The organism is Methylobacterium sp. CM6246 (assembly GCF_054818005.1).
This window is the reverse complement of sequence record NZ_JBTXKY010000001.1, coordinates 199,295-223,093: the sequence shown is the minus strand read 5'-3', so window position 1 is coordinate 223,093 and position 23,799 is coordinate 199,295. Positions and strand designations below refer to the sequence as shown.

General features: G+C 71.3%; 17 protein-coding genes and 1 riboswitch. Of the genes, 7 read left to right on the top strand and 10 right to left on the bottom strand.

The window, feature by feature from the left end; genetic code table 11:
• Nucleotides 1-48: 48 nt before the first annotated feature.
• Nucleotides 49-825: an amino acid ABC transporter substrate-binding protein gene (locus ACYQPG_RS01060; protein ID WP_147939864.1), complete on the bottom strand. Its 777-nt coding sequence runs from the start codon at nt 823-825 to the stop codon at nt 49-51.
• A gap of 655 nt (nt 826-1,480) precedes the next feature.
• On the opposite strand from ACYQPG_RS01060, the gene ACYQPG_RS01055 reads away from it, so the two are divergent.
• Complete coding sequence (locus tag ACYQPG_RS01055) at nt 1,481-2,407, top strand: dihydrodipicolinate synthase family protein (protein ID WP_461230027.1); 927 nt, start codon at nt 1,481-1,483, stop codon at nt 2,405-2,407.
• A 232-nt stretch (nt 2,408-2,639) separates the two neighbouring features.
• Here ACYQPG_RS01055 and ACYQPG_RS01050 read toward each other — a convergent pair whose 3' ends face one another.
• On the bottom strand, nt 2,640-3,860 hold the full coding sequence (locus tag ACYQPG_RS01050; protein ID WP_461230026.1) for a pyridoxal phosphate-dependent aminotransferase: 1,221 nt from the start codon (nt 3,858-3,860) through the stop codon (nt 2,640-2,642).
• Nucleotides 3,861-4,089: 229 nt separating this feature from the next.
• Here ACYQPG_RS01050 and ACYQPG_RS01045 point away from each other — a divergent pair, with 229 nt between their 5' ends.
• The 4 genes from ACYQPG_RS01045 to ACYQPG_RS01030 all read left to right on the top strand — a co-directional run bounded on the left by ACYQPG_RS01045 (nt 4,090) and on the right by ACYQPG_RS01030 (nt 7,357).
• The gene (locus tag ACYQPG_RS01045; protein WP_461230025.1) at nt 4,090-5,508 is read left to right on the top strand and encodes a cytochrome ubiquinol oxidase subunit I; all 1,419 of its coding nucleotides are present in this window, start codon (nt 4,090-4,092) and stop codon (nt 5,506-5,508) included.
• A 7-nt stretch (nt 5,509-5,515) separates the two neighbouring features.
• Complete coding sequence (cydB, locus tag ACYQPG_RS01040; RefSeq protein ID WP_419830933.1) at nt 5,516-6,523, top strand: cytochrome d ubiquinol oxidase subunit II; 1,008 nt, start codon at nt 5,516-5,518, stop codon at nt 6,521-6,523.
• Nucleotides 6,523-6,645, top strand: coding sequence for a DUF2474 family protein (locus tag ACYQPG_RS01035; protein ID WP_419830932.1), 123 nt, complete (start codon nt 6,523-6,525; stop codon nt 6,643-6,645). The genes cydB and ACYQPG_RS01035 overlap by 1 nt, the downstream gene beginning before the upstream one ends.
• Nucleotides 6,646-6,778: 133 nt before the next feature.
• Nucleotides 6,779-7,357, top strand: a complete 579-nt coding sequence (locus ACYQPG_RS01030) for a GbsR/MarR family transcriptional regulator (protein ID WP_147856216.1) — start codon at nt 6,779-6,781, stop codon at nt 7,355-7,357.
• Nucleotides 7,358-7,531: 174 nt separating this feature from the next.
• Here ACYQPG_RS01030 and ACYQPG_RS01025 read toward each other — a convergent pair whose 3' ends face one another.
• From ACYQPG_RS01025 to ACYQPG_RS01000, 6 genes are all read right to left on the bottom strand, one after another.
• Nucleotides 7,532-12,793, bottom strand: a complete 5,262-nt coding sequence (locus tag ACYQPG_RS01025) for an autotransporter domain-containing protein (RefSeq protein ID WP_461230024.1) — start codon at nt 12,791-12,793, stop codon at nt 7,532-7,534.
• 696 nt (nt 12,794-13,489) lie between these two features.
• Entirely contained in the window at nt 13,490-14,656 is a 1,167-nt protein-coding gene (locus ACYQPG_RS01020) for a glutathionylspermidine synthase family protein (RefSeq protein WP_461230023.1), read from the bottom strand.
• On the bottom strand, nt 14,656-15,318 hold the full coding sequence (locus ACYQPG_RS01015) for a DUF1190 domain-containing protein (RefSeq protein WP_147909895.1): 663 nt from the start codon (nt 15,316-15,318) through the stop codon (nt 14,656-14,658). The genes ACYQPG_RS01020 and ACYQPG_RS01015 overlap by 1 nt, the downstream gene beginning before the upstream one ends.
• Before the next feature lies 1 nt (nt 15,319).
• Nucleotides 15,320-15,718, bottom strand: a complete 399-nt coding sequence (locus ACYQPG_RS01010) for a DUF350 domain-containing protein (RefSeq protein ID WP_147909894.1) — start codon at nt 15,716-15,718, stop codon at nt 15,320-15,322.
• Between the two features lie 152 nt (nt 15,719-15,870).
• Complete coding sequence (locus tag ACYQPG_RS01005; protein WP_419830928.1) at nt 15,871-16,191, bottom strand: hypothetical protein; 321 nt, start codon at nt 16,189-16,191, stop codon at nt 15,871-15,873.
• 277 nt (nt 16,192-16,468) lie between these two features.
• Nucleotides 16,469-16,786, bottom strand: a complete 318-nt coding sequence (locus ACYQPG_RS01000) for a hypothetical protein (protein ID WP_419830927.1) — start codon at nt 16,784-16,786, stop codon at nt 16,469-16,471.
• Nucleotides 16,787-17,665: 879 nt separating this feature from the next.
• A riboswitch (cobalamin riboswitch) is annotated at nt 17,666-17,874 on the top strand.
• A gap of 221 nt (nt 17,875-18,095) precedes the next feature.
• On the opposite strand from ACYQPG_RS01000, the gene ACYQPG_RS00995 reads away from it, so the two are divergent.
• A complete protein-coding gene (locus ACYQPG_RS00995; RefSeq protein ID WP_419831105.1) occupies nt 18,096-20,216 on the top strand; it encodes a TonB-dependent siderophore receptor in 2,121 nt (706 codons plus the stop codon).
• Nucleotides 20,216-21,430 carry a DUF1624 domain-containing protein gene (locus ACYQPG_RS00990; protein ID WP_461230022.1) on the top strand — a complete coding sequence of 405 codons (1,215 nt, stop codon included), beginning with the start codon at nt 20,216-20,218 and terminating at the stop codon, nt 21,428-21,430. Before ACYQPG_RS00995 ends, ACYQPG_RS00990 begins: the two co-directional genes overlap by 1 nt.
• Before the next feature lie 46 nt (nt 21,431-21,476).
• Here the strand turns inward: ACYQPG_RS00990 and ACYQPG_RS00985 are convergent, their stop codons facing one another.
• Nucleotides 21,477-22,883: an amidase gene (locus ACYQPG_RS00985; RefSeq protein WP_461230021.1), complete on the bottom strand. Its 1,407-nt coding sequence runs from the start codon at nt 22,881-22,883 to the stop codon at nt 21,477-21,479.
• Nucleotides 22,876-23,799, bottom strand: a complete 924-nt coding sequence (locus tag ACYQPG_RS00980) for a DUF1028 domain-containing protein (RefSeq protein WP_461230020.1) — start codon at nt 23,797-23,799, stop codon at nt 22,876-22,878. Before ACYQPG_RS00980 ends, ACYQPG_RS00985 begins: the two co-directional genes overlap by 8 nt.

Here is a 23,799-nt window from a genome sequence, read left to right as displayed (position 1 = left end):
GCCCGGGGAGGGCGCGTGTTCCGCCGCGCCCTGCAGGCGATGACCCGCCTATCGAGACACGTCCGCCCCGAAATATTTCTGCGCGATCGCCGCGTAGCTGCCGTCGGCCTTGATCTCGGCCAGCGCCTTGTCGAGGGCGGCCTTCAGGTCGGGGTTGTTCTTGCGCAGGAGGATGCCGGACGCGTCGGCGTCGTCCTTCTGGGCGACGATCTTCACGGGGGCGTTCGGCTTCTGCTTGTGGAAGTCGAGGAAGGACAGGTTGTCGTTGATGGTCGCGTCGGCGCGGCCGGTGATGACCAGCTGGATCGACTGGTCGAACCCGTCGGTGCCGACCAATTCGGCCCCGGATTCGGTGGCGAGCCGCGCGAAGTTGCTGCTCAGGCTCTGGGCGGATTTCTTGCCCTTGAGGTCGGCGAACCCCTTGATCGTGCCGGTGTCGGCGCGGGTGATCAGCACCGCCCGGGAGCGGATATAGGGCTCGGAGAAATCGAACTTCGCCTGGCGCTCCTTGGTGATGCCGACCTGGTTGATCACCACGTCGTAGCGCTTGGCGTCGAGCCCGGCGATCAGGCCGTCCCACTTGCCTTCGAGGAATTGCGGCGCGACGCCGAGTTTGTCCGCCACCTTGCGGCCGATCTCCACGTCGAACCCGGCCAGCGCCCCGGAGGCGTCGTGGAAGGAGAACGGCGCGTAGGTCCCCTCAGTGCCGATCCGCAGGGTCTTGGCGGCTCGGATCGCGTCGAGGTCGTCGGCCCGCGCGGAGACGCCGAGGAGCAGGGCGGCCGCGGCGAAGACGGCCGCGCGGGCGGCGGGGACAAGACGCATCACGACGAACTCCAGAGCGAAAGCGTTGAAACCACGGACCCGGATCCCCGCCGCCCGTCCGGCAAGATCGTCCAGGACGGTTCTGTCGCGACGCGCGGATTGGAAAACCGGGGTGGCTCGTCGCCGCGTCGTCGCCGACCGGGCCGGGCCGAGAGCCCTATACCAAGCGGGGCGCGCGGCGCCTACGCCGAGTCGGGGCGGCTCCGTCGCCTGAAAGCAGAGTCTTCCAGTGGGCCGCACGGTTCCAGGTGTTTGGTTCTTCGGGGCGCGCGCCGCCCCGGACGGCCCGGATCGGCGGGAACGGGGCCTCGACGGCGCAAGACCTTGATCGACTGATGTTCTCGGATCCCGGACCCCGTCGCGCGGCTCCGGCATGACCGGGTGATGATCAATCCCATGCGCTGTGGGTAGGGAATAAGATTTCTTGCGGCCGGACCGGGTTGTCGCCGTCGCCCAAGGCTTGCGCGGCCGGCCCGGGCACATCGCAAACAGAGCGCGGCTTTTGTCGAGCCGGCGCCGGGACGGGCGTTGATCTTGGATGATCCTTCGGCACAGTGCCGGCGTGGTGTCGATCCGGGGCTGGCCTCTCGTCCCGGTGGCGGCACGCAATGGTCTATCGCTGTGAGCCGGGGGCCGCCCCGGCGGAGGATCGCGCATGAGCTCGCCTGCCCAGCCCTACCGGGGCGTCTTCCCGGTCGCCCCCACGGTGTTCGACGCCGCGGGCGCCCTCGATCTCGACGGACAGCGCCGGGCGATCGACTTCATGATCGAGGCCGGGAGCCACGGGATCTGCATCCTGGCCAACTTCTCCGAGCAGTTCGTCCTCACCGACGCCGAGCGCGAGACCGTGATGGACGCGGTGCTCGACCACGTCGCCGGCCGGGTGCCGGTGATCGTGACGACCACGCACTTCGCCACCCAGGTCTGCGCCGAGCGCTCGCGCCGGGCGCAAGAGGCGGGGGCCGCCATGGTGATGGTCATGCCGCCCTATCACGGCGCCACGATCCGGGTGCCGGACATCGGCGTCTACGACTTCTTCCGCGGCGTCTCGGACGCGATCGCGATCCCGATCATGATCCAGGACGCCCCGGTGGCCGGCACGCCGCTCTCGGCCGCGTTCCTGGCCCGCATGGCCCGGGAGATCGACAACGTCTCCTACTTCAAGATCGAGACCCCCGGAGCCGCCGGCAAGCTGCGCGAGCTGATCGCGCAGGGCGGCGACGCGGTGGTCGGCCCCTGGGACGGCGAGGAGGCGATCACCCTGATGGCCGACCTCGATGCCGGCGCCACCGGGGCGATGACCGGCGGCGCCTATCCGGACGGCATCCGCCAGATCACCGACGCCTACGCGGCCGGCCGCCGGAGCGAGGCGCTCGACGCCTACGCGCGCTGGCTGCCGCTGATCAACCACGAGAACCGGCAATGCGGCCTGTTGGCCTGCAAGGCGCTGATGGCAGAGGGCGGCGTCATCGCCCACGAGACCGCCCGCCTGCCGCTCCAGCCGCTCCACCCGGATACCCGCACGGCGCTGATCGAATTGGCCCGGCGCAACGATGCGCTGGTGCTGCGCTGGGGGCGGTGAGGGTTATTTGCTAGCGGCGGGCCGCGGTCCGACGGACGCGCGGCTTTCCCTCCCCCCTCTGCGGGGGAGGGTGGCCCGCGAAGCGGGTCGGGAGAGGGGAGCGACGCGGCCGGAGAAAGCTCTGGCTCGCACGCCCGCTCTGCCTCTTCCGGACACCGGGTTCCCCTCTCCCGACCCCTGCTGATGCAGGGGCCGCCCTCTCCCGCAGAGGGGGGAGGGAGGATGCGGTGGTTCAGGCGCCTAAGGCCGAACCCCGCCCCAACACCCCCGACAACCGCCGCACCGCCTCCCGCGCCAAGTCCGGGCTGATGGCGAAGCAGATACGGACCAGGCCCTCGCCCGCGGGGCCGAAGGCGGTGCCCGGGGCGACGCCGACCTTGGCGTCGCGCAGCAGGCGGAACGCCAGGTCGAGGCTCGGCTCGTCGCCGGCGATCCGGGGCATGAGGTAGAAGGCGCCCTCCGGCGGCGCCACCGTGACCCCGGGCAGGCGCGCCAGCCCCTCCACCAGGATCCCCCTCGCCTCGGCGCAGCGGTCGACCATCGTGCGGATGAAGCCGTCGCCCTCGTCGAGCGCCGCGACGCAGGCGTGCTGGATGAAGGTCGGGATCGAGGTGGTGCTGTACTGGCCGAGCTTGGCGAAGGTGGGCGCCAGGCCCCGGGGGAAGATCACCCAGCCGGCGCGCCAGCCGGTCATCGCCCAGTTCTTCGAGAAGGTGTTGGTCACGATCAGCCGGTCGTCCTCCGTGCAGATCTGCAGGAAGGACGGCGCGATCTGGTTGCCGTAGGTGAAGTGCGCGTAGACCTCGTCCGACAGGATCCACAGGCCGCGCGCGCGGGCGAGGTCGCGAAGCGCCGTCATCTCCGAAAGCGGCATGGTCCAGCCCGTGGGGTTCGAGGGCGAGTTGACCATGATCACCCGGGTGCGCGGCGTCAGCGCCGCCACGATGTCGGCGAGCGGCAGCGTGAAGCGCCCGTCCGGCTGGATCCGGTAGGGCACCGTCACCGGCACGCCACCGGTGATGCGGACCGCCTCGGCGAGGTTCGGCCAGGCCGGGGACGGGATGATGATCTCGTCGCCCGGCTCCAGCAGCGCCTGCGCGGCCTGCATGATCGCGTTCATGCCGCCGGCCGTGACGGCGAACCTGTCCGCCGGGACGTCCACCCCCCAGTGCCGGGCGTGGTAGGCGCCGAGCGCCGCCCGCAGGGCCGGCAGGCCGAGCGAGGTGGTGTAGCGGGTGTGCCCGGCCTGCATCGCCCGGTGCGCCGCCTCGACGATGAACGGCGGCGTCGGCAGGTCGCCCTCGCCGATCCAGAGCTTGACCACGTCCGGGTCGTCCCGGCCGCGATCCGCCACCAGGCCGATCTGGCTCGTGCCGATGCCGCGGATGCGCTCCGAGAGCGCGGCGGACAGGTCGAGGGGCATGTCGTGGGCGGCGGCAGCGGGTTCGAGCATGGAGCGAGGGGTCTCCTGGTGTCCGGGGAGCGGCGCAGCGCGGCGCGCGGGTGGGCACCCGACTTGCAAGCGCCCGGCCGTTTTGGGGAATCGCGCCGAGCCTGCCGCGTCGGAGCGCGCGCGTCCAGGCCCGGCGTCGCCGCGATGGCTGTCCTGTCATTATCGACATTTCAGAAATTTCTGAAAATGCTATAAACCGAGTCGCAGATCCCGAGCCGGGAGACCCATCGTGCTCGACACCCTCGATCCCCTGATCCTCGCCCGCATCCAGTTCGGCTTCACGGTGGCGTTCCACATCGTGTTCCCGGCCTTCTCGATCGGGCTGGCGAGCTTTCTGGCCGTGCTGGAGGGCCTGTGGCTCGCCACCGGCCGGCAGGTCTTCATGGACCTGTTCAAGTACTGGCTGAAGATCTTCGCCATCGCGTTCGCCATGGGCGTCGTCTCCGGCCTGGTGATGTCCTACCAGTTCGGCACCAACTGGTCGGTCTTCTCCGACAAGACCGGCCCGGTGCTCGGCCCGATGATGGCCTACGAGGTGCTGTCGGCCTTCTTCCTGGAGGCGGGCTTCCTGGGGGTGATGCTGTTCGGCATGCGCAAGGTCGGCCCACGCCTGCACTTCGCCGCGACCCTGATGGTGGCGTTCGGGACCTTCTTCTCGGCGTTCTGGATCCTGTCGGTGAACTCGTGGATGCAGACGCCGGCGGGGTACGGCACCAACGCCGAGGGCCAGTTCGTGCCGCTGGACTGGTGGGCGATCGTGTTCAACCCGTCCTTCCCGTACCGGCTCGTCCACATGGTGCTGGCGGCCTACCTGACCACCGCGCTCGTGGTCGGCGCGGTCGGCGCCTGGCACCTGCTGCGCGACCGGGCCAACCCGGCGGCCCGGACGATGTTCTCGATGGCGATGTGGATGGCCGCCCTGGTGGCGCCGGCCCAGATCCTCGCCGGCGACGCCCACGGCCTCAACACGCTGGAGCACCAGCCCGCCAAGGTCATGGCCATGGAGGGCCACTTCCAGAGCCACCCGGACGGGGCGCCCCTGGTGCTGTTCGGCCTGCCCGACCAGGAGGCCGGCACGGTCCGCTACGCCGTGGAGATCCCGAAGCTGTCCTCGCTGGTGCTCAAGCACAGCCTGGACGCGCCGCTGGCCGGCCTCGACAGCCTGCCCCGGACGGACTGGCCGCCGGTGCCGATCGTGTTCTGGTCGTTCCGCATCATGGTCGGGCTCGGCATGCTGATGCTGCTGCTCGGGGCCCTGAGCCTGCTCGCGCGCTGGCGCGGGGCGCTCTACCGGTGGAGCCCGCTGCATCGCTTCGCGCTCGCCATGGGCCCGGCGGGCTTCGTGGCGGTGCTGGCCGGCTGGATCACCACCGAGGTCGGGCGCCAGCCCTACACGGTCTACGGCCTGCTGCGGACCGCCCAATCCGCCTCGCCGCTCCACGGCCCGGCCGTGGCCGCCTCGCTCACCGCCTTCGTGGTGATCTACTTCTCGGTGTTCGCCATGGGGGTTCTGTACATCCTGCGCCTGATGGCCCAGCCGCCCCATGCCGGGGAGACCGGGATCGAGCCCGGCGCGCCGATCCGCACCGCGGGCATCACCCCCGCCCCGTCGGTCGATCCCGACCGCCACCTCCAGCCGGCCGAGTGAGGCAGCCATGGTCTACAGCGTCGATCTCACCGTGATCTGGGCGTTCGTGATCGCCTTCGCGGTCTTCGCCTACATCGTCATGGACGGCTTCGATCTCGGCATCGGGATCCTGTTCCCGGCCCTGCGGCCGGGGCCCGAGCGCGACACCGCGATGAACTCGGTCGCCCCGGTCTGGGACGGCAACGAGACCTGGCTGGTGCTGGGCGGCGGCGGGCTGTTCGCGGCCTTCCCGCTGGCCTACGCGGTGATCCTGCCGGCGCTCTACGCGCCGATCATCGCGATGCTGCTCGGGCTGATCTTCCGGGGCGTGGCGTTCGAGTTCCGCTGGCGCGATCCCGGCCACCGGGCGGCCTGGGATGTCGCCTTCACGGGCGGCTCGCTGGTGGCGGCGCTCGCCCAGGGGATCGCGCTCGGCGCGCTGCTGCAGGGCATCGCGGTCGAGGGCCGGGCCTATGCCGGCGGCTGGTGGGACTGGCTGACGCCGTTCAGCCTGCTGGTCGGCGCGAGCCTGGTGATCGCGTACGCGCTCCTCGGGGCGACCTGGCTGGTGATGCGCACGGAGGGGCTGCTCCAGCTCCAGGCCCGCCGCCTGGCCCTGCGCCTCACCGTCGCCACGGTGGCGGCGATCGCCCTGGTCAGCGCCGCGACGCCGTTCCTGCAGGGCCGCTACTTCGAGCGCTGGCTGGCGATGCCGAACGTGCTCGTCACCGCGCAGGTGCCGCTGCTCGTGGCGCTGGCCGCCGTCGCCCTGTGGCGGACCCTGCGGGGCGGCGGCGAGCGGGCCCCGTTCCTGATCGCGCTCGGCCTGTTCGCCCTCTCGTTCCTGGGGCTGGGGATCAGCATCTTCCCCGACGTGGTGCCGGGCCGGATCACGATCTGGCAGGCCGCCGCCCCCGCGTCGAGCCAGATGTTCATGCTGGTCGGCGCCTCGGTCCTGATCCCGATCATCCTGATCTACACCGCGTATTCGTACTGGGTGTTCCGCGGCAAGGTCGACGCGCACGGGTATCACTGATGGAGCCTGCAACCCCGCCGCCCCTGTGGACGCGCCTCGCCTGGTTCGTCGCGCTCTGGGCCGGGAGCATCCTCGGCCTCGGGGCCGTCGCGACGCTCCTCCGGTTCTGGCTCAAGAGCTGATAAGCCGGCCTCACGCCTCGATCGAACGCGCTCGCCTCCGTCGAACCGGTCTCCACGTCGGCGGCGCGCGCTCCGAACCCCCGCCTCGAACCCCCGCCCGCTTTGGGGGCTCACCGTCCGACGGATCGCCGCCGTGCACCTGCCTCCCCTGGTCCAGACCTTCGTGCTGCATTTCGGCGAGATGGGGTCTCGCTGGGGCATCAACCGGACCGTGGGGCAGATCTACGCCCTGCTGTTCGTGGCCGAGCGCCCGCTCAACGCCGACGAGATGGTGGAGCGGCTGGGCGTCTCCCGCTCCAACGTCAGCATGGGGCTCAAGGAGCTGCAGGCCTGGAACCTGGTGCGGCTGCTGCACGTGCCCGGCGACCGGCGGGACTATTTCGCCACCCCGGAGGACATCTGGCAGATCGTCCGCACCCTGGTCGAGGAGCGCAAGAAGCGCGAGATCGACCCGACCCTGACCCTGCTGCGCGAGCTGCTGATGCAGGAGGCCGAATCCGAGGTCGAGCGCCACGCGCAAGGCCGGCTCCGGGAGATGCACGACCTGTTCGAGCTCTTCGCGGGCTGGTACGCCGACGTCCGCCGCCTCGACACCGAGCGCCTGGTGCAACTCCTCACCCTCGGCGCCAAGGTGCAGAAGGTGCTGGCCATGAAGGACCGCCTGACCGGCCTCCCCGGCCGCCTCGGGGGGCGGGGCGGCCGGGTGGAGTGAGGGGGCGTTCCGAGCGGAGCCTGAAGGGTCCCGCGCTCGGCGAACGGTGCGCCGCGAGGGCACGGCAGGCGATACGGGAGCGGTATCGCGATCCCTCGGGACCGGGCTGTACCGCCGCATAGCGAGCTGCCGCCTGCCGCGCGCTCGCGTGATCCCCGCCGCGCGTAGGCCTGTTCAGAACCGGACCGTGAAGGCGCCCTTTGCGGCGTGGTCCTGGGCTCTGGCGCCGATCTGTCCGGTGTAGGACACGCCGAGCGAGGCCGCCGGGGTGAGCAGCACCGACAGGCCGGCCTCGGCGACCAGGGCGTCGCGGTCGATCGGCAGGCCCGCGCTGACGAACCGGGCGCCGGTGCCCCGGAACGCCAGCACCGCGCTCGGCACGACGTCGCCGAAGGTGCGCCGGTAGCCGGCGAGCGCGTGCACCGACACCGGCAGCGCCGCCTCCGGATCGAGCTGGCCTTCCGCGCGCACGCCCGCGGTCGCGCTCGGCAGCAGGCTGCCGCGGGCCGGACCCGTCAGCGCCGCCGCCCCGCCCTGCTCGGCGAAGCGGTCGCGCCCGAGCGCCACGGCGCCCGCGCCCACGAACGGCTCCAGCACCGCGCCGGCGCCGAGCGCCATCCGGTAGCCGGCCTCGCCAAAACCCTGGACGCTGCGCCCGCCGGTGCGCGCGCTCGGCGTGTCGGTCAGGCCGGGGAACGCCACCACCCGGCGCAGCCGCGCCGGCTCGTCGGCCGCCAGCGCGCCGAACCGCACCACCGCCGGACCCGCCTCCAGGCTGCCGTAGATGCCGCCGAACGTGCTCGCCAGCGTCCCGGTCTGGACCTGGCCGGGGCTGGCGAGATCGGTCTCGACATGGCCGCCGACCACGCCGAGCCGCAGCCCGCCGAGGCCGAGCGCGTCCAGGCGCGCGTCCACGCCCATCACGAAGCCGGCGCTCCGGCGCGACAGGGCGGCGGCGTTGGCGTCGGCCCGGACGTGGCCGAGGCTGCCCAGCCCCTGGCCCCACAGGCTCACGACCCGCGGGTCGAACACCCGCGCCGGGACCGCCACCGGCTCCACCGGCTCCCCGGGCCGGTCGGCGGTGTAGGCGGCCGGCAGGCTGCCGTAGTCGCGCGCCTCCGGGGCGGCCCCCCAGCGCAGCCGGTCGAGCACCGCCTCGCGAGTGAGGCCGGCATTGGCGAAGGCGGTCGAGGCCAGGCTGGCATGGGCGTCGCCCGCCAGCCCGGCGAACGCCGCCCGGGCCTGGGGCGCCGACAGGGTCGCGACCGCGTCGTACAGGACCGAGCCGACCGCCCCGGCCTGCACGGCCGTGGCGGTCGCGCGCTGGTTGCGGCTCTGGGCGACCGCGGCGAAGTCGAGGTCGTTGCGCGCCAGCGTCAGGGTCACGGCGTTCGGCTCGTAGCCGAGGAACGGGGTCAGGAACGCGAAGCTGCTCGACACCCCGGCGAACCGCCCCTGGACGCCGCCGGCGGCGCTCAGGATGGTGTAGCGGGTGCGCGCGGACCACGGGCCGGCGCCGGCCACCGCCTCGACCCGGGCGCCCGCCACCGTGGCGCTGCCGCCGACCGCGACGCGGTCGGCGCGGCCGTCGGCGGTGGCGTCGACCCGGTAGACCGAGCCGGGCGCCAGGGTGAGGCTGCCGGCGACGGTGATGCGCCCGAGGGGGCTCGATCCGGTACCGGGGCTGAGGAGGCTGCCGGCGCCGAGGCTCAGGCTGCCGAACCAGCCGTCGCCGGTGAGCCGGCTGCCCGAACCGACCGTGAGCGCGGCGTTGGGCAGGGCGCCGGTGACCGCGAGTTCGCCGCCCTGCACGCTGATCGGCCCCGAGAGGGTGTTGAGCCCGGACAGCGTCAGGGTGCCGGCGCCGACCTTGGTCAGGCTGGTCGGGCTGCCGCCGTCGACGATCTGCCCGGCATAGTCGGACGCGCTGCCGTCGGTGCCGACGGTGAGCCGGCCGTTGCCGAGCGTGGCGGTGGCGGTGGTGCCGGCGAGCGAGCCGACGGTGAGGGCGGTGCCGCCGAGGTCGAACGCGCCGTCGTTGGCGAGCCGGGCGATGCCGGTGGTGGGGCCGGTGAGCGCGATCACCGCGCCGGGGGCGTTGCCCACCGGCCCGGCGAGCACGCCGGCGGCCTGGACGGCGCCGGTGTTGGTGAGCCCGCCGGTGAGGCTGCCGGTGGTGACCAGGGTGCCGGCGTTGGCGAACGGGGCCGAGACGGTGGTGAAGCGGCCGGTGTTGATCAGGGTGCCGCCCGGGGCGTTGACCGCGTCGGCGGTGTAGGCGCCGGCGTTGACCAGGCGGCCGGTGTTGACGAGGTCGTCGACCACGCTGGCCTGGGCCGCGACGGTGAGCAGGCCGGCATTGGCGACGCGGCCGGCGACGAGGCGGCCGCCGTCGGCGATCGCGACGGTGCCGGCGTTGTCGAGGCCGCCGGCCAGGGCGTAGCGGCCGGAGACGGTCAGGCTGGCGCCGGCGGCGTTGGCGAAGCCGGCATCCGAGGAGACCGGCCCGGTGACGGCGAGTTGCCCGGCGTTGCGGATGGCGCCGTCGAGCGTGCCCCCGGTGGCGGTGAGGCTGCCGGTGTTGGTGATCCCGCCCGCGATCGTGCCGCTGGTGAGCGCGGAGCCGGCGTTGGTGAGGCCGCCCGTGAGGCTGCCGGCATGGGTGAGCGTGGTGCCGGCCAGGGTGACCACCGGCGAGACCAGGCTGGCGCTGGCGGTGAGGTTGAGCCCGCCGGCGGCCACGGTGGTCAGGCCGGTGAAGCTGTGGGCCCCGGTGAGCGTGAGGGTGCCGGCGCCGCGCTGGACCAGGTCGCCGGTGCCCGAGACGGTGCCCGCGAAGGTGACGGCGTCGGCGCGGTCGAACGCCAGGGTGCCGGCGTTGGCGACGTCGCCGACGAGGCTGCCCGTGGTGCCGCCGGCGCCGACCTGCAGGGTCCCGGCCGCGATGGTGGTGCCGCCGGTGTAGCTGTTGGCGCCCGCCAGGGTGAGCGTGCCGGCGCCGGCCTTGGTCAGTCCGCCGGTGCCGTCGAGGGTCCCGGCGAAGGTGGTGGAGGAGCCGTCGCCGCCGGCGGTGAGGCGGGCGGATCCGAGCGCGACGCGGCCCTGACCGGCGAGCGAGCCGACGGTCTCGCCGTCGGCGAGCGCCAGGGTGGCGCCGGCGCCGATGAGCACCGCGCTGCGGTCGCCGATGGCCTGGCCGCCGCGGGCCAGGAGGGTGCCGGCCGCGATGGTGGTGGCGCCCGCGTAGGTGTTGGTGCCCGAGAGCGCGAGGGTTCCGGCGCCGAGCTTGGCCAGGCCGCCGGCTCCGGTGAGCGATTGGGTGAGGGTGAAGGTGTTGGCCGGGTCGGCGATGTCGAGCCCGCCGCCGCCGTTCGCCCAGGTGATCGGGCGTGAGGTGGCGGTGAAGCCGGTGCCGGTCACCTGCAGGACGCCGCCGTCGAAGCTGAGCGGGGCGGCGGCGGCGCCGAGGCTGGCGTCGCGGGCGACCGAGAGCGTGCCGCCGGCCAGGGTGGTGCCGCCGGAATAGGTGTTGGTGCCGGTGAGCGTGAGCGTGCCGCCGCCGCGCTTGATCAGGCTGCCGCGGGTCGGGATCGACGCGAAGGAGGCGACTCGCGTGGTCTCAACCTGGACCTCGGTCTGCCAATCTGTGGCGATACCGGCGGCGACCTTGGTGAAGTCGGCGCGGCTCAGCCCCACGATATAGCGGGCCAAGCGGTTGCCGATGTTGACGCGCGCGTAAGCTAAGTTCGGATCGGAGAGCGGCCAGGCCCAGCCGATCCCGTTCGTCTCGACGAAGGCGGTCACGACTTTGCTGCCGACGGGGCTCGCGTCGCTCGCCTTGAGGGCGTCGAGGATGGCCGGCAGACTGCCGCTGCGGAACGCCTCGACGACGCCGACGAGGGCGGACCAGGTCTCCGGCAGGGAGGCCTGCAGGGCGGGAAGCGTGAGCTTCGGATCCATGGCGGCCTTGCGCGCCGGCCAAGCCGCGGCCTCGGCGTCGTTCTCCTGCTTGCGCTGGATCAGCGCGTCCTCGGAGATGTCGTTGGACCACGTGTCGCTGGTGCCGGTGGGAAGGTTGGCAGCGACGGGACCGAGGAACTGCCCAGGTCCTTTCATGGCCTTGTTCAGGTCGATCACGCCCCAGCCCCAGATCGCGTTGGGAGCGTTGGGGTTGGCGTCCGCGACGCCGTCGACCGCATTGCGATGGTAGGCGGTGGTGAGCAGGACGTCGCGGTTCTGCTGGTTGGTCATGTACGGGTAGCGCTGCATGATCACCGCGAGCGCGCCGGTGGCATGCGGCGCGGCCATCGAGGTGCCGCTTACCGTCGTATAGCCAGTCTGGTGCCGAGCATTGACACCCCATTGGCTGGGGTTCCATGCGGCACCCTGCGTATAGGGAGGTGTCGCACTAGTTATCCCACTTCCTGGCGCCACAACGTACCAATATTTATCGACGCCGGCTTTGTTTGAGTACCAAGCAATAGATAGACTGTTTGGATCATATTTATTTCTGTCAGATTGCTGCAACGCTCCAACGGCTAACCAGCGGCTTTCCAGCGCCGGCCTAAAGTAGGGTAACGAGGCTCGAATATCAGAATTTGTGAAGGATGTATTTCCTGCGATCACAACTTGTATAACATTATATCTCTGCGTAACCTCGTCCATTGCGTCGAGGAGGGATTTCCCCCCTGCAAACGTCGCGTAGGCACGCATCATTCCGGCTGTCGTATTATAGTTGTCTTGTAGAGGCGGGTCGCCCCAGGATGTATTTATAGCGCGGGCTCCCGTAAGTGCCACAGATTCGTAAGCGTTTTTAAAATAACTGTAATCGATATTAAAGCCATGCCTTGTGAAATCGATTGTTGCTGTGTCAGCAACATAAACTTTGGCATCGAACGCAACGCCGTGCATTCCAACGCCGTCGCGGGAAGCCGCGATCGTGCCGCTCACATGCGTTCCATGCGGATCGTTGTAGACGGGGTTGTACGTGCCCGGAACGGTGTAAGGCTGCCCCTTCGTAAAGGTATTCCACGATGGTGAATTGGCTTGCGGTCGCCCGTAAACATCCATGAGGTAGAAGCCGCTCGACCCGAATGTTCCTGTCAATGTGACAGGTTTGACCCGGCCATCCGCGAATTCAGGGTGTGCATTGTAGATACCTGAATCGACCACCCCGACGGTGACGCCCAGGCCGGTATAGCCCGCCGCGTAGGCATCGGCCGCATGGATCGCCTCCAAGCCCCAATCCGCCCGGTACTCCGTCGTGCGCCAGCTCGCCGGGTCGGTGCTGGCCAAGCTCTGGGCGAGGGCATGGTGCGAGACCGAGGCACCCAAGGCCGTGAGACCGAGGGTTGAACGGTATAGTGCAGTCGCGATCAAGCGCCGACACTTAGATCCGTTCCGTGAAGTGCTATCGACGTACGTGTGTCTACGCATCTTGACCGCTCAGTGTCCGGTGCAAAAGGGAAACAACGTCGCTTATTTTCCGCCGCAGATCGTCTTTGTCGAAAGTTAAGGCGTTAAAATGAGCGAATCCACGCAGGTTAGTTTCGAAAAAAACGAATGCAAGTGGAGTGTTGTTTTCGAAAAAGGTGCGACGCGTGATCAATTGCCGTATTGATACAGAATGATCGTCGAAATTTATTTGGTATGTCGCGAATGGTGTCGCCGGCAAAATTTATAAATTGGCATGCTTATTGCTTGTATCTGCGGGCATGGCGGGGCGCGCCGGGCGCTTCCGTCCGTTGAACAGATGCGGTTTTCGAGCGCCGTGTGACCCGAATGCCACGGCGTGGCGCATCGGTGGGCGGGCGATGCATGTGCGCGTGCCGGGGCAACCCGATGGCTCCCGCTGCTGGACGGCGGCACGGGACCGCTCGGCGGACAACGCGAGGGGGCCGCTCCGACGATCCGGCAGCCGTCGGCACGACGAAACACGGTCGCGGTGTGAGGCCCGGAGCGCGGAAGCGCCTCAATCGGCAACGCGTCGAGCATGGGTCAGCCGGGGGCTGGCGCCGTCACGGCGTCCGTAGCGCCCGAAGAGGGGCCAGGGCGGCGAGCGCCGACATGAAGACCGGCATCGGGTCGGTCGAAGGTTCTGCCCTGGTCGCGGTGTCGCCGACGAGCCCCGCTTCAGCCTTCGATGAGATGCGGCACGAACCGTGCCCGGTCCGTGGTGATGCGGCCCAGCCCCTCGCGCAGACAGAGGCCGCAGGGCTCGTCCCCGACGATCCAACTGCCGACGAGCGCGTGGCGGCCCTCGAAGGCGGGGAGTTCCGCCAGTGCTTGCCGCACGAAGCCTTCGCGTCCGTAGGGGCCCGCGTCGCGCTCCAGGAGCACGCCGTCGCGCACGAGCAGGATGTTGGCGCCCTCGCGCGAGACGAGCGGTTTCTTCGCGAAGGAGGTGCCCAGGGCCGCCTTGCCGGGATCGTCATCGAAGTAGGTCGGAAGCAGGTTCGGGTGGCCGGGCGCCATCGCCCACAGATGGGCGAGCAGGCCCTTGTTGGAGAGCACGGCCTTCCACGGCGGTTCGACGAAGCGGGTGGGCGAAGCGCCGATTGCCGGGCCGAACGCGTCGGCGAGCAGCCATTCCCAGGGGTAGAGCTTGAACAGGGCGGCCAGCGGCCGGCCTCCGGCGTCGAGGAACCGCCCGTCCTCGGACAGGCCGACCGCCTCCAGCGGCACGAACGGCGCCGCGAGCCCGGCCTGCACGGCGCAATCTTGCAGGTAGGCGACCGTGCCCCTGTCCTCCGGCGCGTCGGGATAGCACGTGAACGCCAGGGTGCCGGGGAGCCCCATGGCGGCGAGGCGGGCGATCAGCCGCTCGTGGAGCGCGTTGAACTGGTCCGCCCCCGCGGGCAGGCGTCCCCGCGCGAGACCGTCCTCCAGCCAGAGCCACTGGAACACGGCGCTCTCGTAGAGGGCGGTCGGCGTGTCGGCGTTGTATTCGAGGAGCTTGGCCGGTCCGGTGCCGGCCCCGCCGTAACAGAAGTCCATCCGCCCGTAGAGGGAAGGGTCGCGCCGCCGGAAACTGTCCGCGATGGCGTCCCAGGCGTGCTCGGGGATCGCCAGGGAGGCGAGGATCGCACCGTCCGACACGGCCCGGTCGGCGAAGGCGAGGCACAGGGCGTGGAGCTCGCGCGTGGGCGCCTCGATGTCGTCCTCGACCTCGGCCAGGGTGAAGGCGTAGTAGGCGCTCTCGTCCCAGTAGGGTTCGTCGTCGAAGGTGTGGAAGGCGAAGCCGGCCCGCGCCGCGTGATCGCGCCAATCGGGACGCTCCGGGATGGGCACGCGGCGCATCAGCCGCCTCCGAACCCGCCCGAGCGGCTGCCGGCCGAAGCGATCGCCCGCCCGGTCCCACCGAACCCGCCCTGGGACACCATCCGCGGTGCGGACGCCGTCGTGCGCGCCACGCTGGACGCGACGCGGGTCGCCGGACGGCCCGCCGCGGCGTAGACCCGGCCGCCCGAACCGGTGCAGTAGCCGCCTCCGCCGCGGCTGCCTCCGCCGGCCGCCTGGGTCTCCTCCGCGTGCCGGTAGAGCGGCTGGGCCGGCAGGCCTTGCTCCAGCGTGCGCCCGATCATGTAGCCGGCCATCAGGGGCACGAAAGAGCCGGCTGCGTCCGGAGCGACCGTCTCTCCCGCCACGCAGCCGTCCGGACCGTGATGCGCCCGGCATGTCTCCGCGGTGGGGTAGCGCGGCGCTGTCGTGGAATAGGCGGCCTGGGCGGCCGCATAATCGGTCGTGCAGGCCTCCTCCGTGCGAAGCCCCTGGCCGATGCAGGCGGACAGGCTGTCGTACACCAGGGCGTCCTCCTCCTTCTGGGAGGGATCCAGCCAGCCCAGTCCGAGCGCCGCCGCTCCGGCCCCGGTGACCAGGACGAGGGAGATCGCGGCCGAGCGCTTGCGCCGGCGGCTCTCGCCAGGGTCTTCTGCGGGCCCGACCGTGCGCGCGTCCGCCATCTCAGGCGGTCATCGAGGCGGCATTCACGAGGCCGCCCGCGAAGGACGCCGCGCCGAGGAGCACCGCGGCGGCCATCCGCCCGTCCTCGATGCGCCGCGACAGATCCGGCACCGCGAGGCGCACGAGCCAGTAGATCAGGATCTGCACGACGAGGGCGACGAGGCCCCAGACGATGCAATCGAGGATGGACTGGGCGTTGTAGATCGCCACCGAGAGCGGCAACGCGAAGCCGACGAGGCTGAAGCCCAGCGCCACCGCGGCCGCGGCCACGTCCCGCCGGATCAGCGCGAGCTCATTGTGGGCGGTGGCGAGCGTGTAGACGAGAAGGTAGAGGCCGATCAGTCCCCCAGCCGTCACGAGGTAGAGCAGGAAGGCGGGCAGACCCGAGATGGAGGTCATGCCCAAAGCCCTTCGGCGGGACCCGGCGCGGACCAGGGTGATGCGTCGGTCGGGTCGCCCATGGAGCCGTATCCGTCGAGGTTTCGCTCAGCCGCTCCGCAGGGCGTAGCATGCAGGCAGGAACGGTCACAATCGCGGGGCGGCAACCGCCGCTATGGGGCTGGACGATCGGCAGCGCGGCGTGTTCCCCGCCCACGCCGCCAAGTCAGACCGATGCGGACGCCGCCCCAAACCACACCCGCCACCAGCGTGAGCGCCATCAAGGGCAGCATCGCGACGACGACCCAGCCCATGAGCGCCATCAGCGTCAGGGGTAGACCGAGATCGATCCCGGCGATCACGCACGGATGGACGTCGTTCTCGCTCAACGTGCAGCCGGCCCCATTGCCCACGGCCAACGCGAAGGCAAACGGTAGGGCGGGCAGCCAGACGGCGAGGCCGAGGCCGATCAGGACGCGGTCCACACTGCGCATCACAAGCATCGCCTCGCGACGGGTCGAACCGGAACCGAGCCGCCCGGCGGGATCGGCTTCACGCTGACGGGCGCGGACTTCGCAGGCCGGATGGCGGGCTTAGAGCAGACGCGGGCTTACCCCGCTGCCCCCTCCACGCCCCCTCCACGGCTTCTCAGCGCGGAGGGGTGAGATCCGGTAGCCATCCCGCACCCGCACCCTCGTCGGGAGGGCACGCGTCGTGACGGTGCGCCGGCACGGAACCGGCGCGCGAGCCGATTGACGGCGGGTACGAGGGTCACCGGCGCTTCGTCAGGCTGAAGATCGCGAAACCGGCCAATGCGGCGAGGCCCAGGGCGAAAGAGCGGTTGCCGTGCACGAAGTCGGCCGCCTGTTCCCCGGCCTGCCGGAGGTCGTTGCCCAGCGGCGATCCGGTCAAGATACGCTCGGCCCGTGCCTTGTTCTCTTCGCGCGTGTTGATCGAGACCTCAAACCCGTCGCCATGCCGCTCGATGTCGATGCTGTTGCGGGCAAACCCGGCACGGGCCAGGCGGTCTCGCGCCGATCGAGCGGCCTTCAGGGAAGGGACCGTTACCGAAGCCAGGGTGCTGTCCATCATCATGTTCTCCACGCCGCGCGGCGTACCGCGTCGGTGCCGACCGCGCTCTTCGGAAAGCAAACCCCCTGCGGCCATTCAGGTTCGCGACGCCGCGACCCGGTGTCGAAGCCAAGCCGCAGGTGCCGCGCCCCGAGGGCCTACCGGAGGCCGGCACGCACCGCGAAGCCCGCGCGGGGGGCTCGCAGCCCGCCGATCTGATGCGGGTCTCGACGCGCCTGGCCCACGCCGCGCGCCCGATACGGATGAGCCCGGCGGCGGCCCGGAGTTCGCCCGGCCTCGCGCCGAGGCGCGTCGCTCCCTGGCACCGCGGGTGCAATCCGGGCCGAGTCTCGAAACAGATCGGGGGCCGCCCCAGGTGGACGCAAGACCGTATCCGGACGGATCGAACGCCGTGTCGAATCGCTGCGTTACGGTTTCCGGCCGAGCGGGATCGGAAGAGCGTGGAGGCGGCGCGTCCGTCCCGGTCTGGGGCCAACACCCACCCGATCCGGACAGGTCCGGGTTCCTGGACGAGGCTGCGGCCAACCCGGGCCTGGCGCTCCGCCTGCGGGTGGCTCCGCACGGTGAACACGCCCGGATGGCCGCGCCGTCCGGTCCCTGGCAGACCATCGCGGTCTCGGCCGGGCTGCCTGCTGGCCGTCTCGCCGCCACCGCGCGCCGACAGGCCGACGTCCGGCGCTGGCTTCCGCGGCCACGTGGAAGAGATCCCGGATCCGGCCCCGGATGGCGGCGCCCCGCTGCTGCCCGGGCGCGCTCATCCGCCAGAGCCGAAACCGTGAGCTGGCGAACCGGGAGGCCGATGTGTCCCTGAAACCACAGCGTGTGTAACGTTATTGCATTCTGTCGTTGAGGCATTGACCCCCGGGGGCGCGGTGGCGAGTATCGGGCGGCCAAGGTTCCCGCGGGCTTCGGTCCGCGGGCGAAGATGGGAATTCGGTGCGCTCGTACGGGCAAGGCCGAAGCTGCCCCCGCAACTGTAAGCGGTGAGTCCCTGCCGCCCGTGGTCACTGATGCGTCGCATCGGGAAGACCAGGCCGGGATCGTGACCCGCGAGCCAGGAGACCTGCCTCGGCGCGACGACGACCCTCGGGCGGGGTGCCCCGGCGGAACGCAGGGACGGCGCGGCCCCGTGGGCCCGTCGCCCGCACGCGCTCACGCTGAAGCCTCCGGCTCGACAACCATGAGTGTGCCGGTGCCAGTCCGCCCGAAGCCGACCACGACCCATCCCTCCGCGAAAGCCCGGGGCCCGCGGAGCCGTTCCCGGTCGCCCTTCCGCCGCCAGAGCCCGCGTGTCGCCCTCGCGGCGATCCTGACGGCGGGCTCGCCGGCCGGCGAGACGCGGGCGCAGGAGAGCATCGCCCTGGAGGAGGTCTCGGTCGAGCATGTCGGCGGCAGCCCAGCCCCCGGTACGACGGCCGCGTCGGACAGCATCGGCCTGATCGGGCCGACGCCGGGCTACGGTGCGACCCGGGCCGTCAGCGCGACCCGGACCCCGACCCGGCAGATCGACGTGCCGCAGGTGGTCACCGTCGCCCCCCGGGAGGTGATCAGCGACCTCGCCGCCACCCGCGTCGATCGCGTGTTCAACTACCTCCCCGGCATCGCGCAGCAGAACAATTTCGGCGGCCTGAGCCTGTTCAGCTACGCCATCCGCGGGGTGACGACCTCGGAGATCTACAAGAACGGTTTCCCGCTCAATCGCGGCACGCCCCCGCCGCCCGATGCCCAGAACATCGAGCGGATCGAGGTGCTGAAGGGCCCCGGCGCCGGACTGGTCGGGCGCAGCGATCCGGGCGGGCTGGTGAACCTCATCACCAAGCAGCCCACCGCCCAGCGCTTCGTCGAGATGGGCACCCAGATCGATTCGTTCGGGCTGACGCGCGGGACGGTCGATGCCGGCGGCGCGCTCAACGAGGATGGCACGGTCCTGTACCGGTTCAACCTCGCGGCCCAGGGCGCCGGCAGCTTCCGGGACTTCGTCAACAGCGACCGGCTGCTCGTGGCGCCGGTGATCAGCTGGCAGGTGACGCCGGATACCCGCGTCACGGTCGAGACCGAGTTCGTCAAGAACCGCATCGTGTTCGACCGCGGGGTGATCGCGATCAACAAGCAGCTCGGCTTCCTGCCGATCTCACGCTTCCTGGGGGAGCCGGGCCAGAGCACCTATCAGACCAACAACACCCTGCAGGTGCGCGTCGATCATCGCTTCGACGACGCCTGGCAGATGCGGCTCGCGACCTACCTCAACACGGGCGACCTGGCGGGCGAGTCGGCCGAGGTCCGTTCGCTCGCCGCCGACAACCGCACCGTGGCGCGCGACCGCAACGTGCGCGACTACCGCTGGGACGTGGCGATCGGGCAGGCCGAACTGCTCGGGCGCTTCGACACGGCCGGGATCGGCCACACGGTGCTGCTCGGGCTGGACCGCGAGAGCACCGACAGCCGGACGCAGTACTTCCGCTCGAATTTCCGCACGAGCCCCTTCGCGCTCGACATCTACGCGCCCGTCTACGGGCAGGCGCTGCCGCCGATCACCATCCCGCGCAACAACCTGGAGCGGGTCACCAACACCGGCCTCTACGCGCAGGACGAGATCGTCCTCACCCCGGAATGGCGGGCGCTCGTGGGGATGCGGGTGGACATCTTCGAGCAGTCCTTCCGGGAGCGGGCCCCGCGCAGCCAGGTCGATCAATCGCGCGTGGCGGCCTCGCCGCGGGCCGGCCTCGTCTACCGCCCGATCCCGGAATTCGCGCTCTACACCAATGTCGGCACGAGCTTCCGCCCGAATATCGGCCCCGACGCTGCGGCGGTGACGCGCGGCACGCCGCTCGCACCCGAGACCGGCCTCGGTTACGAGGTCGGCGTGAAGTCCGAGCTGTTCGACGGCAACCTCCTGCTGACGGCGGCCGCCTTCCGGGTCGAGCGCGAGAACGTGCTCACCCCCGATCCCAACAACAGCGGCTTCTCGATCGCGGCGGGCGCCGTGCGCAGCCAGGGGTTCGAGGTGACCGCGCAAGGTCAGTTGACCCCCGAACTGAAGGTGCTGGCCGGATACGTCTTCGCCGACGCGGTGGTGACGAAGGACAACGTGCTGCCGGTGGGCGCGCCGCTGATCAACGTGCCGCGCCACTCGGGCAGCCTGCTCGCGGTCTACGAACCGCAGGGCGGCGACTGGAAGGGCCTCGGCGTCGGCGGCGGCGTGCGCGGCGTCGGCGAGCGGGCAGGGGATGCCGCGGGCTCGGGCTTCGTCCTGCCGGCCTATGTCGCGGTGGACGCCCTGGCCTATTACCGCTTCGACAACGTCCGCTTGGCCCTCAACGTCGAGAACATCTTCGACACGCAGTACTACGAGAGCTCGCTCAACGTGTTCCGCGTGTATCCGGGCTCGCCGCGGCGCTTCACCGGCTCGTTCACGGTTCGGTTCTGATGGCCCGCAGGGCCGAGGAGCCCGCCGCGCCGCCGGATCCCCTGCGCCCGGGGGATGCCGGCTGCCGCGCCCCATCCCCGCGTCGATCGCACCGCATCGGCTCGATCGACGCCCTGCGCGGCCTCGTGATGCTGCTGATGGTGGTCGATCACGTGCGCGAGTTCGTCTACCTGCACGCCCAGGTTCGCGACCCGATGGATCTCGGCGTGACCCCGGCCGGCCTCGCCTGGACGCGGATCGCCTCGCATCTCTGTGCCCCGGTCTTCATCCTGCTGACCGGCCTGTCGGCGAGCCTGTACGGCCGGACGCATGGCGGGCGGTCGGCGACCGCCGCCTTCCTGCTGAAGCGCGGCCTGCTCCTGATCGTGCTGGAAGTGACCCTCGTCAGCTTCGCCTGGACCGCCAGCCTGCCGCCGCCCATCCTGTACCTGCAGGTGATCTGGGCGATCGGCATCGGCATGATCGCCCTCGCGGCCCTGCTCTGGCTCCCGCCGGTGGCGCTGCTGGGCGTCGCGCTGGCGATCATGCTCGGGCACAACGCCCTCGACGGGATCGCCGTCGCGCCGGACCAGGCAGGCTACGCCCTGTGGTCGATCCTGCACCAGCGCGGGCTGATCCCCCTGCCATGGGGCGCGGCCCGGACCTCGTACCCGGTCCTGCCCTGGATCGGGGTCATCGCGGCCGGCTACGCGCTGGGACCGTGGTTTTGCGGCGCCGTGCCGGCGAAGGACCGGCAGCGCCGGCTGGTCGTTCTCGGCGGGGTCGCGCTCGCGGCCTTCGTCGTCCTGCGCGGCCTGAACGGTTACGGGGATCCCGTACCCTGGCAGTCCCGCGCGACGATGGTCGACACCGTTCTGGCCTTCCTCAACCTGACCAAGTATCCGCCCTCCGCCGACTTCCTCCTGGCCACGCTCGGCCTCGGGCTCGTTCTGCTGGCGCTGTTCGAGGGCCTCCCGGCGGCGATGTCGGGTTGGCTGCAGGTCTTCGGCGGTGCGCCGCTGTTCTTCTATCTCCTGCACCTGCTGCTGTTGCGCGCCCTGCAGACCGCCGCGGCCGCGCTCGGTCTCGTCGCGTCCTCGGGGCGGATCGAGGTCGGCTCCCCCGCGCTGATCTGGCTGATGGCCGCCGCGCTCTCGCTGCCCCTCTACGCGGCCTGTCACGGGATGATCGGGCTCAAGCGCCGCGCGTCCTGGCCCGGCCTGCGTTACCTGTGACGAGGCACAAGGAACGCGGGCCCGCAGCAGCGTCGCCGCCTTGCGGTCACGGCTCCCCCCCGACGTGCGGGACACGATGCCACCAACCGTGCGCTTGCTCGTATCGGTGCGCGAACCGGAGAAGCATCCCCTCGGCGAAGGGCCGGGCGGCGATTTGCAGGCCGATCGGCAGGCCGCGCCGGTCGAAGCCGCAGGGCAGCGCGATGGCGGGCAGCCCCGTCAGATTGAACGGGTAGGTGAGGCGCCAGGACGCCGCCAGCACGCTCTCCTGCCGGCCCGCGAGCGCCACGGTCGCCTCGTCGGTCCGCCACGCGGTCAGCGGCGAGGCCGGGGTGACGATCACGTCCGCGTCGTCCAGCGTGGCGGCCATCTCGGCCATGATCAGCCCCCGGGCCTGCTCGGCCCGCAGGTAGTCCGGACCGGTCACGAACCGGCCCATCTCGACGAGGTCGCGGACGTCGTCGGCGAAGCCCGCCACGTGGCCCTGCGCGAGGCTGCGGTCGTGATAGGCCGTGGAGGACGCCAGCTCGATGGCGTAGATGGCGCCGAGCCCGTAACGCAGGGCGGGCACCGTGACGTCCCGGACCGTGCAGCCCTGCCCGGCGAAGAAGCGGATCGCATCCTCGACCGCCGCGGCGACGTCCTCGTCGACCGCCTCGAAGAAATGGTTGCGGATCACCGCCACCCGCAATCCGCCGACCGGCTCGTTGAGGCCGGCCGTGTAATCCGGCACGGGCACGGAGGCGGCGGCAGGGTCGGCCGGATCGGGGCCCGCCAGGACCTGGAGCAGGAGCGCCGCGTCGGCCACCGTCAGGGTGAGCGGCCCGGCATGGTCGAGGGACCAGGAATGCGGGACGATCCCCGAGCGGCCGATCCGTCCATAGGTCGGCTTGAGGCCCACGACGCCGCAGAGGGCCGCCGGGATCCGGATCGAGCCGCCGGTATCCGAGCCGAGCGCCGCCGGACACAGCCGGGCTGCCACCGCCGCCCCCGATCCGCCGCTGGATCCGCCGGGCACCCGCGCGAGGTCCCAGGGGTTGCGCGTCGGCGGCGTGACCATGCCCCAGGCGAATTCGTGCATGCGCAGCTTGCCGAGGATCACGGCGCCGGCCGCCCGCAGCCTCGCGACGCAATGGCTGTCCTCCCGCGGGAAGGTCAGGGCGTCGACCGAGGTGCCAGCCCGGGTCGGCAGGTCGGCGGTCGTGTAATTGTCCTTGATGCCGATCGGGATGCCGTGGAGCGGCCCGCGCGGCCCCGTCCGGGCGATCTCCTCGTCCGCCGCGCGCGCCGCGTCGAGGGCGGCCGAGGACAGGCACACGAAGCTCTGGAGGTCGCCGTCGAGGCGCCCGATCCGGTCGAGGTAAGCGCCGACGAGCGCGACACTCGACAGCTCCCGCGCCGCGATCCGCCGGGCGAGCTCCGTGATCGGCAGGGACCAGATGGCGTCAGTCATGGGGCACCCGGCGATAGGGGAGGCTCGGGTCGAAGACGACCGGGGGATGGACCGCCGCGAGGTCGAGGTCGCGCAGCAGGCGGATCTCGGCCAGGACCGGCGCGAACTGCGCATGCAGGTGCGCGACCCGTGCGGCCGGCTCCGGGGGCAGGCCGACGATGTCGTGCAGCGGGTCCAGCGCGCCCGCGGCCGCCGCACCGGGCCGCTCGCCGGGAGACCGAAGCAGCATCGCGGCGACATCCTCCGGCAACGCGCCGGCCGGCTCCTCCCGCCGCGGCATCCCGGCCACGAAGGGCACGAGCTGCCGCCGGGCCACGGCGAGGACGCGGCGCAGCTCGGCGACGGGGGCGGCATGCTCGTCGACGCGCAGGTCGAGGCACGGATAATCCTCGCGGGCGACGATCTTGAGCGCCGCCGATTGCTTGCCGCGCCGATCGCCGCCCGCGTCCTCGCCGGCTTCGAGGACGCGCATCAGCCGTTCGTCGAGGTCGCAGGCGGCGCTGCCGGCGAAGGCCTCGGCCATGGCTTCGATCACCCCGGGGGCGGCCAGCATGTTGCCCTGCACGGCGTATCCGGCTCCGGTGCGGTGCCCGGCCTGCGCCGTGCAGCCGGCACCGGTCCAGGCGGCGGCCGCGCCGCCCGCATCCACCAGCCCGATCTGGCGCAGGTCCGGCCGGTCGTCGGTCTCGAGCGCGGACGCGAGGGCCGCGTCCGCTTGCTGCCCCCCGGCGAGCCCGTCGAGGATGCGCAGGGCGAGGTAGGGGTTCACCCAGGATTGGGTGGTGACGGCCCCGATCCCCGCCCGGATGTACGGGCAGAGGCCGCCCACGGCCGGCACGGCGCTCGCCACCGCGACGCCGAGCTGCCCGGTCCGGGGACACCGGGCGGCGATGGAGAAGGTGTTGAGTTCCATCAT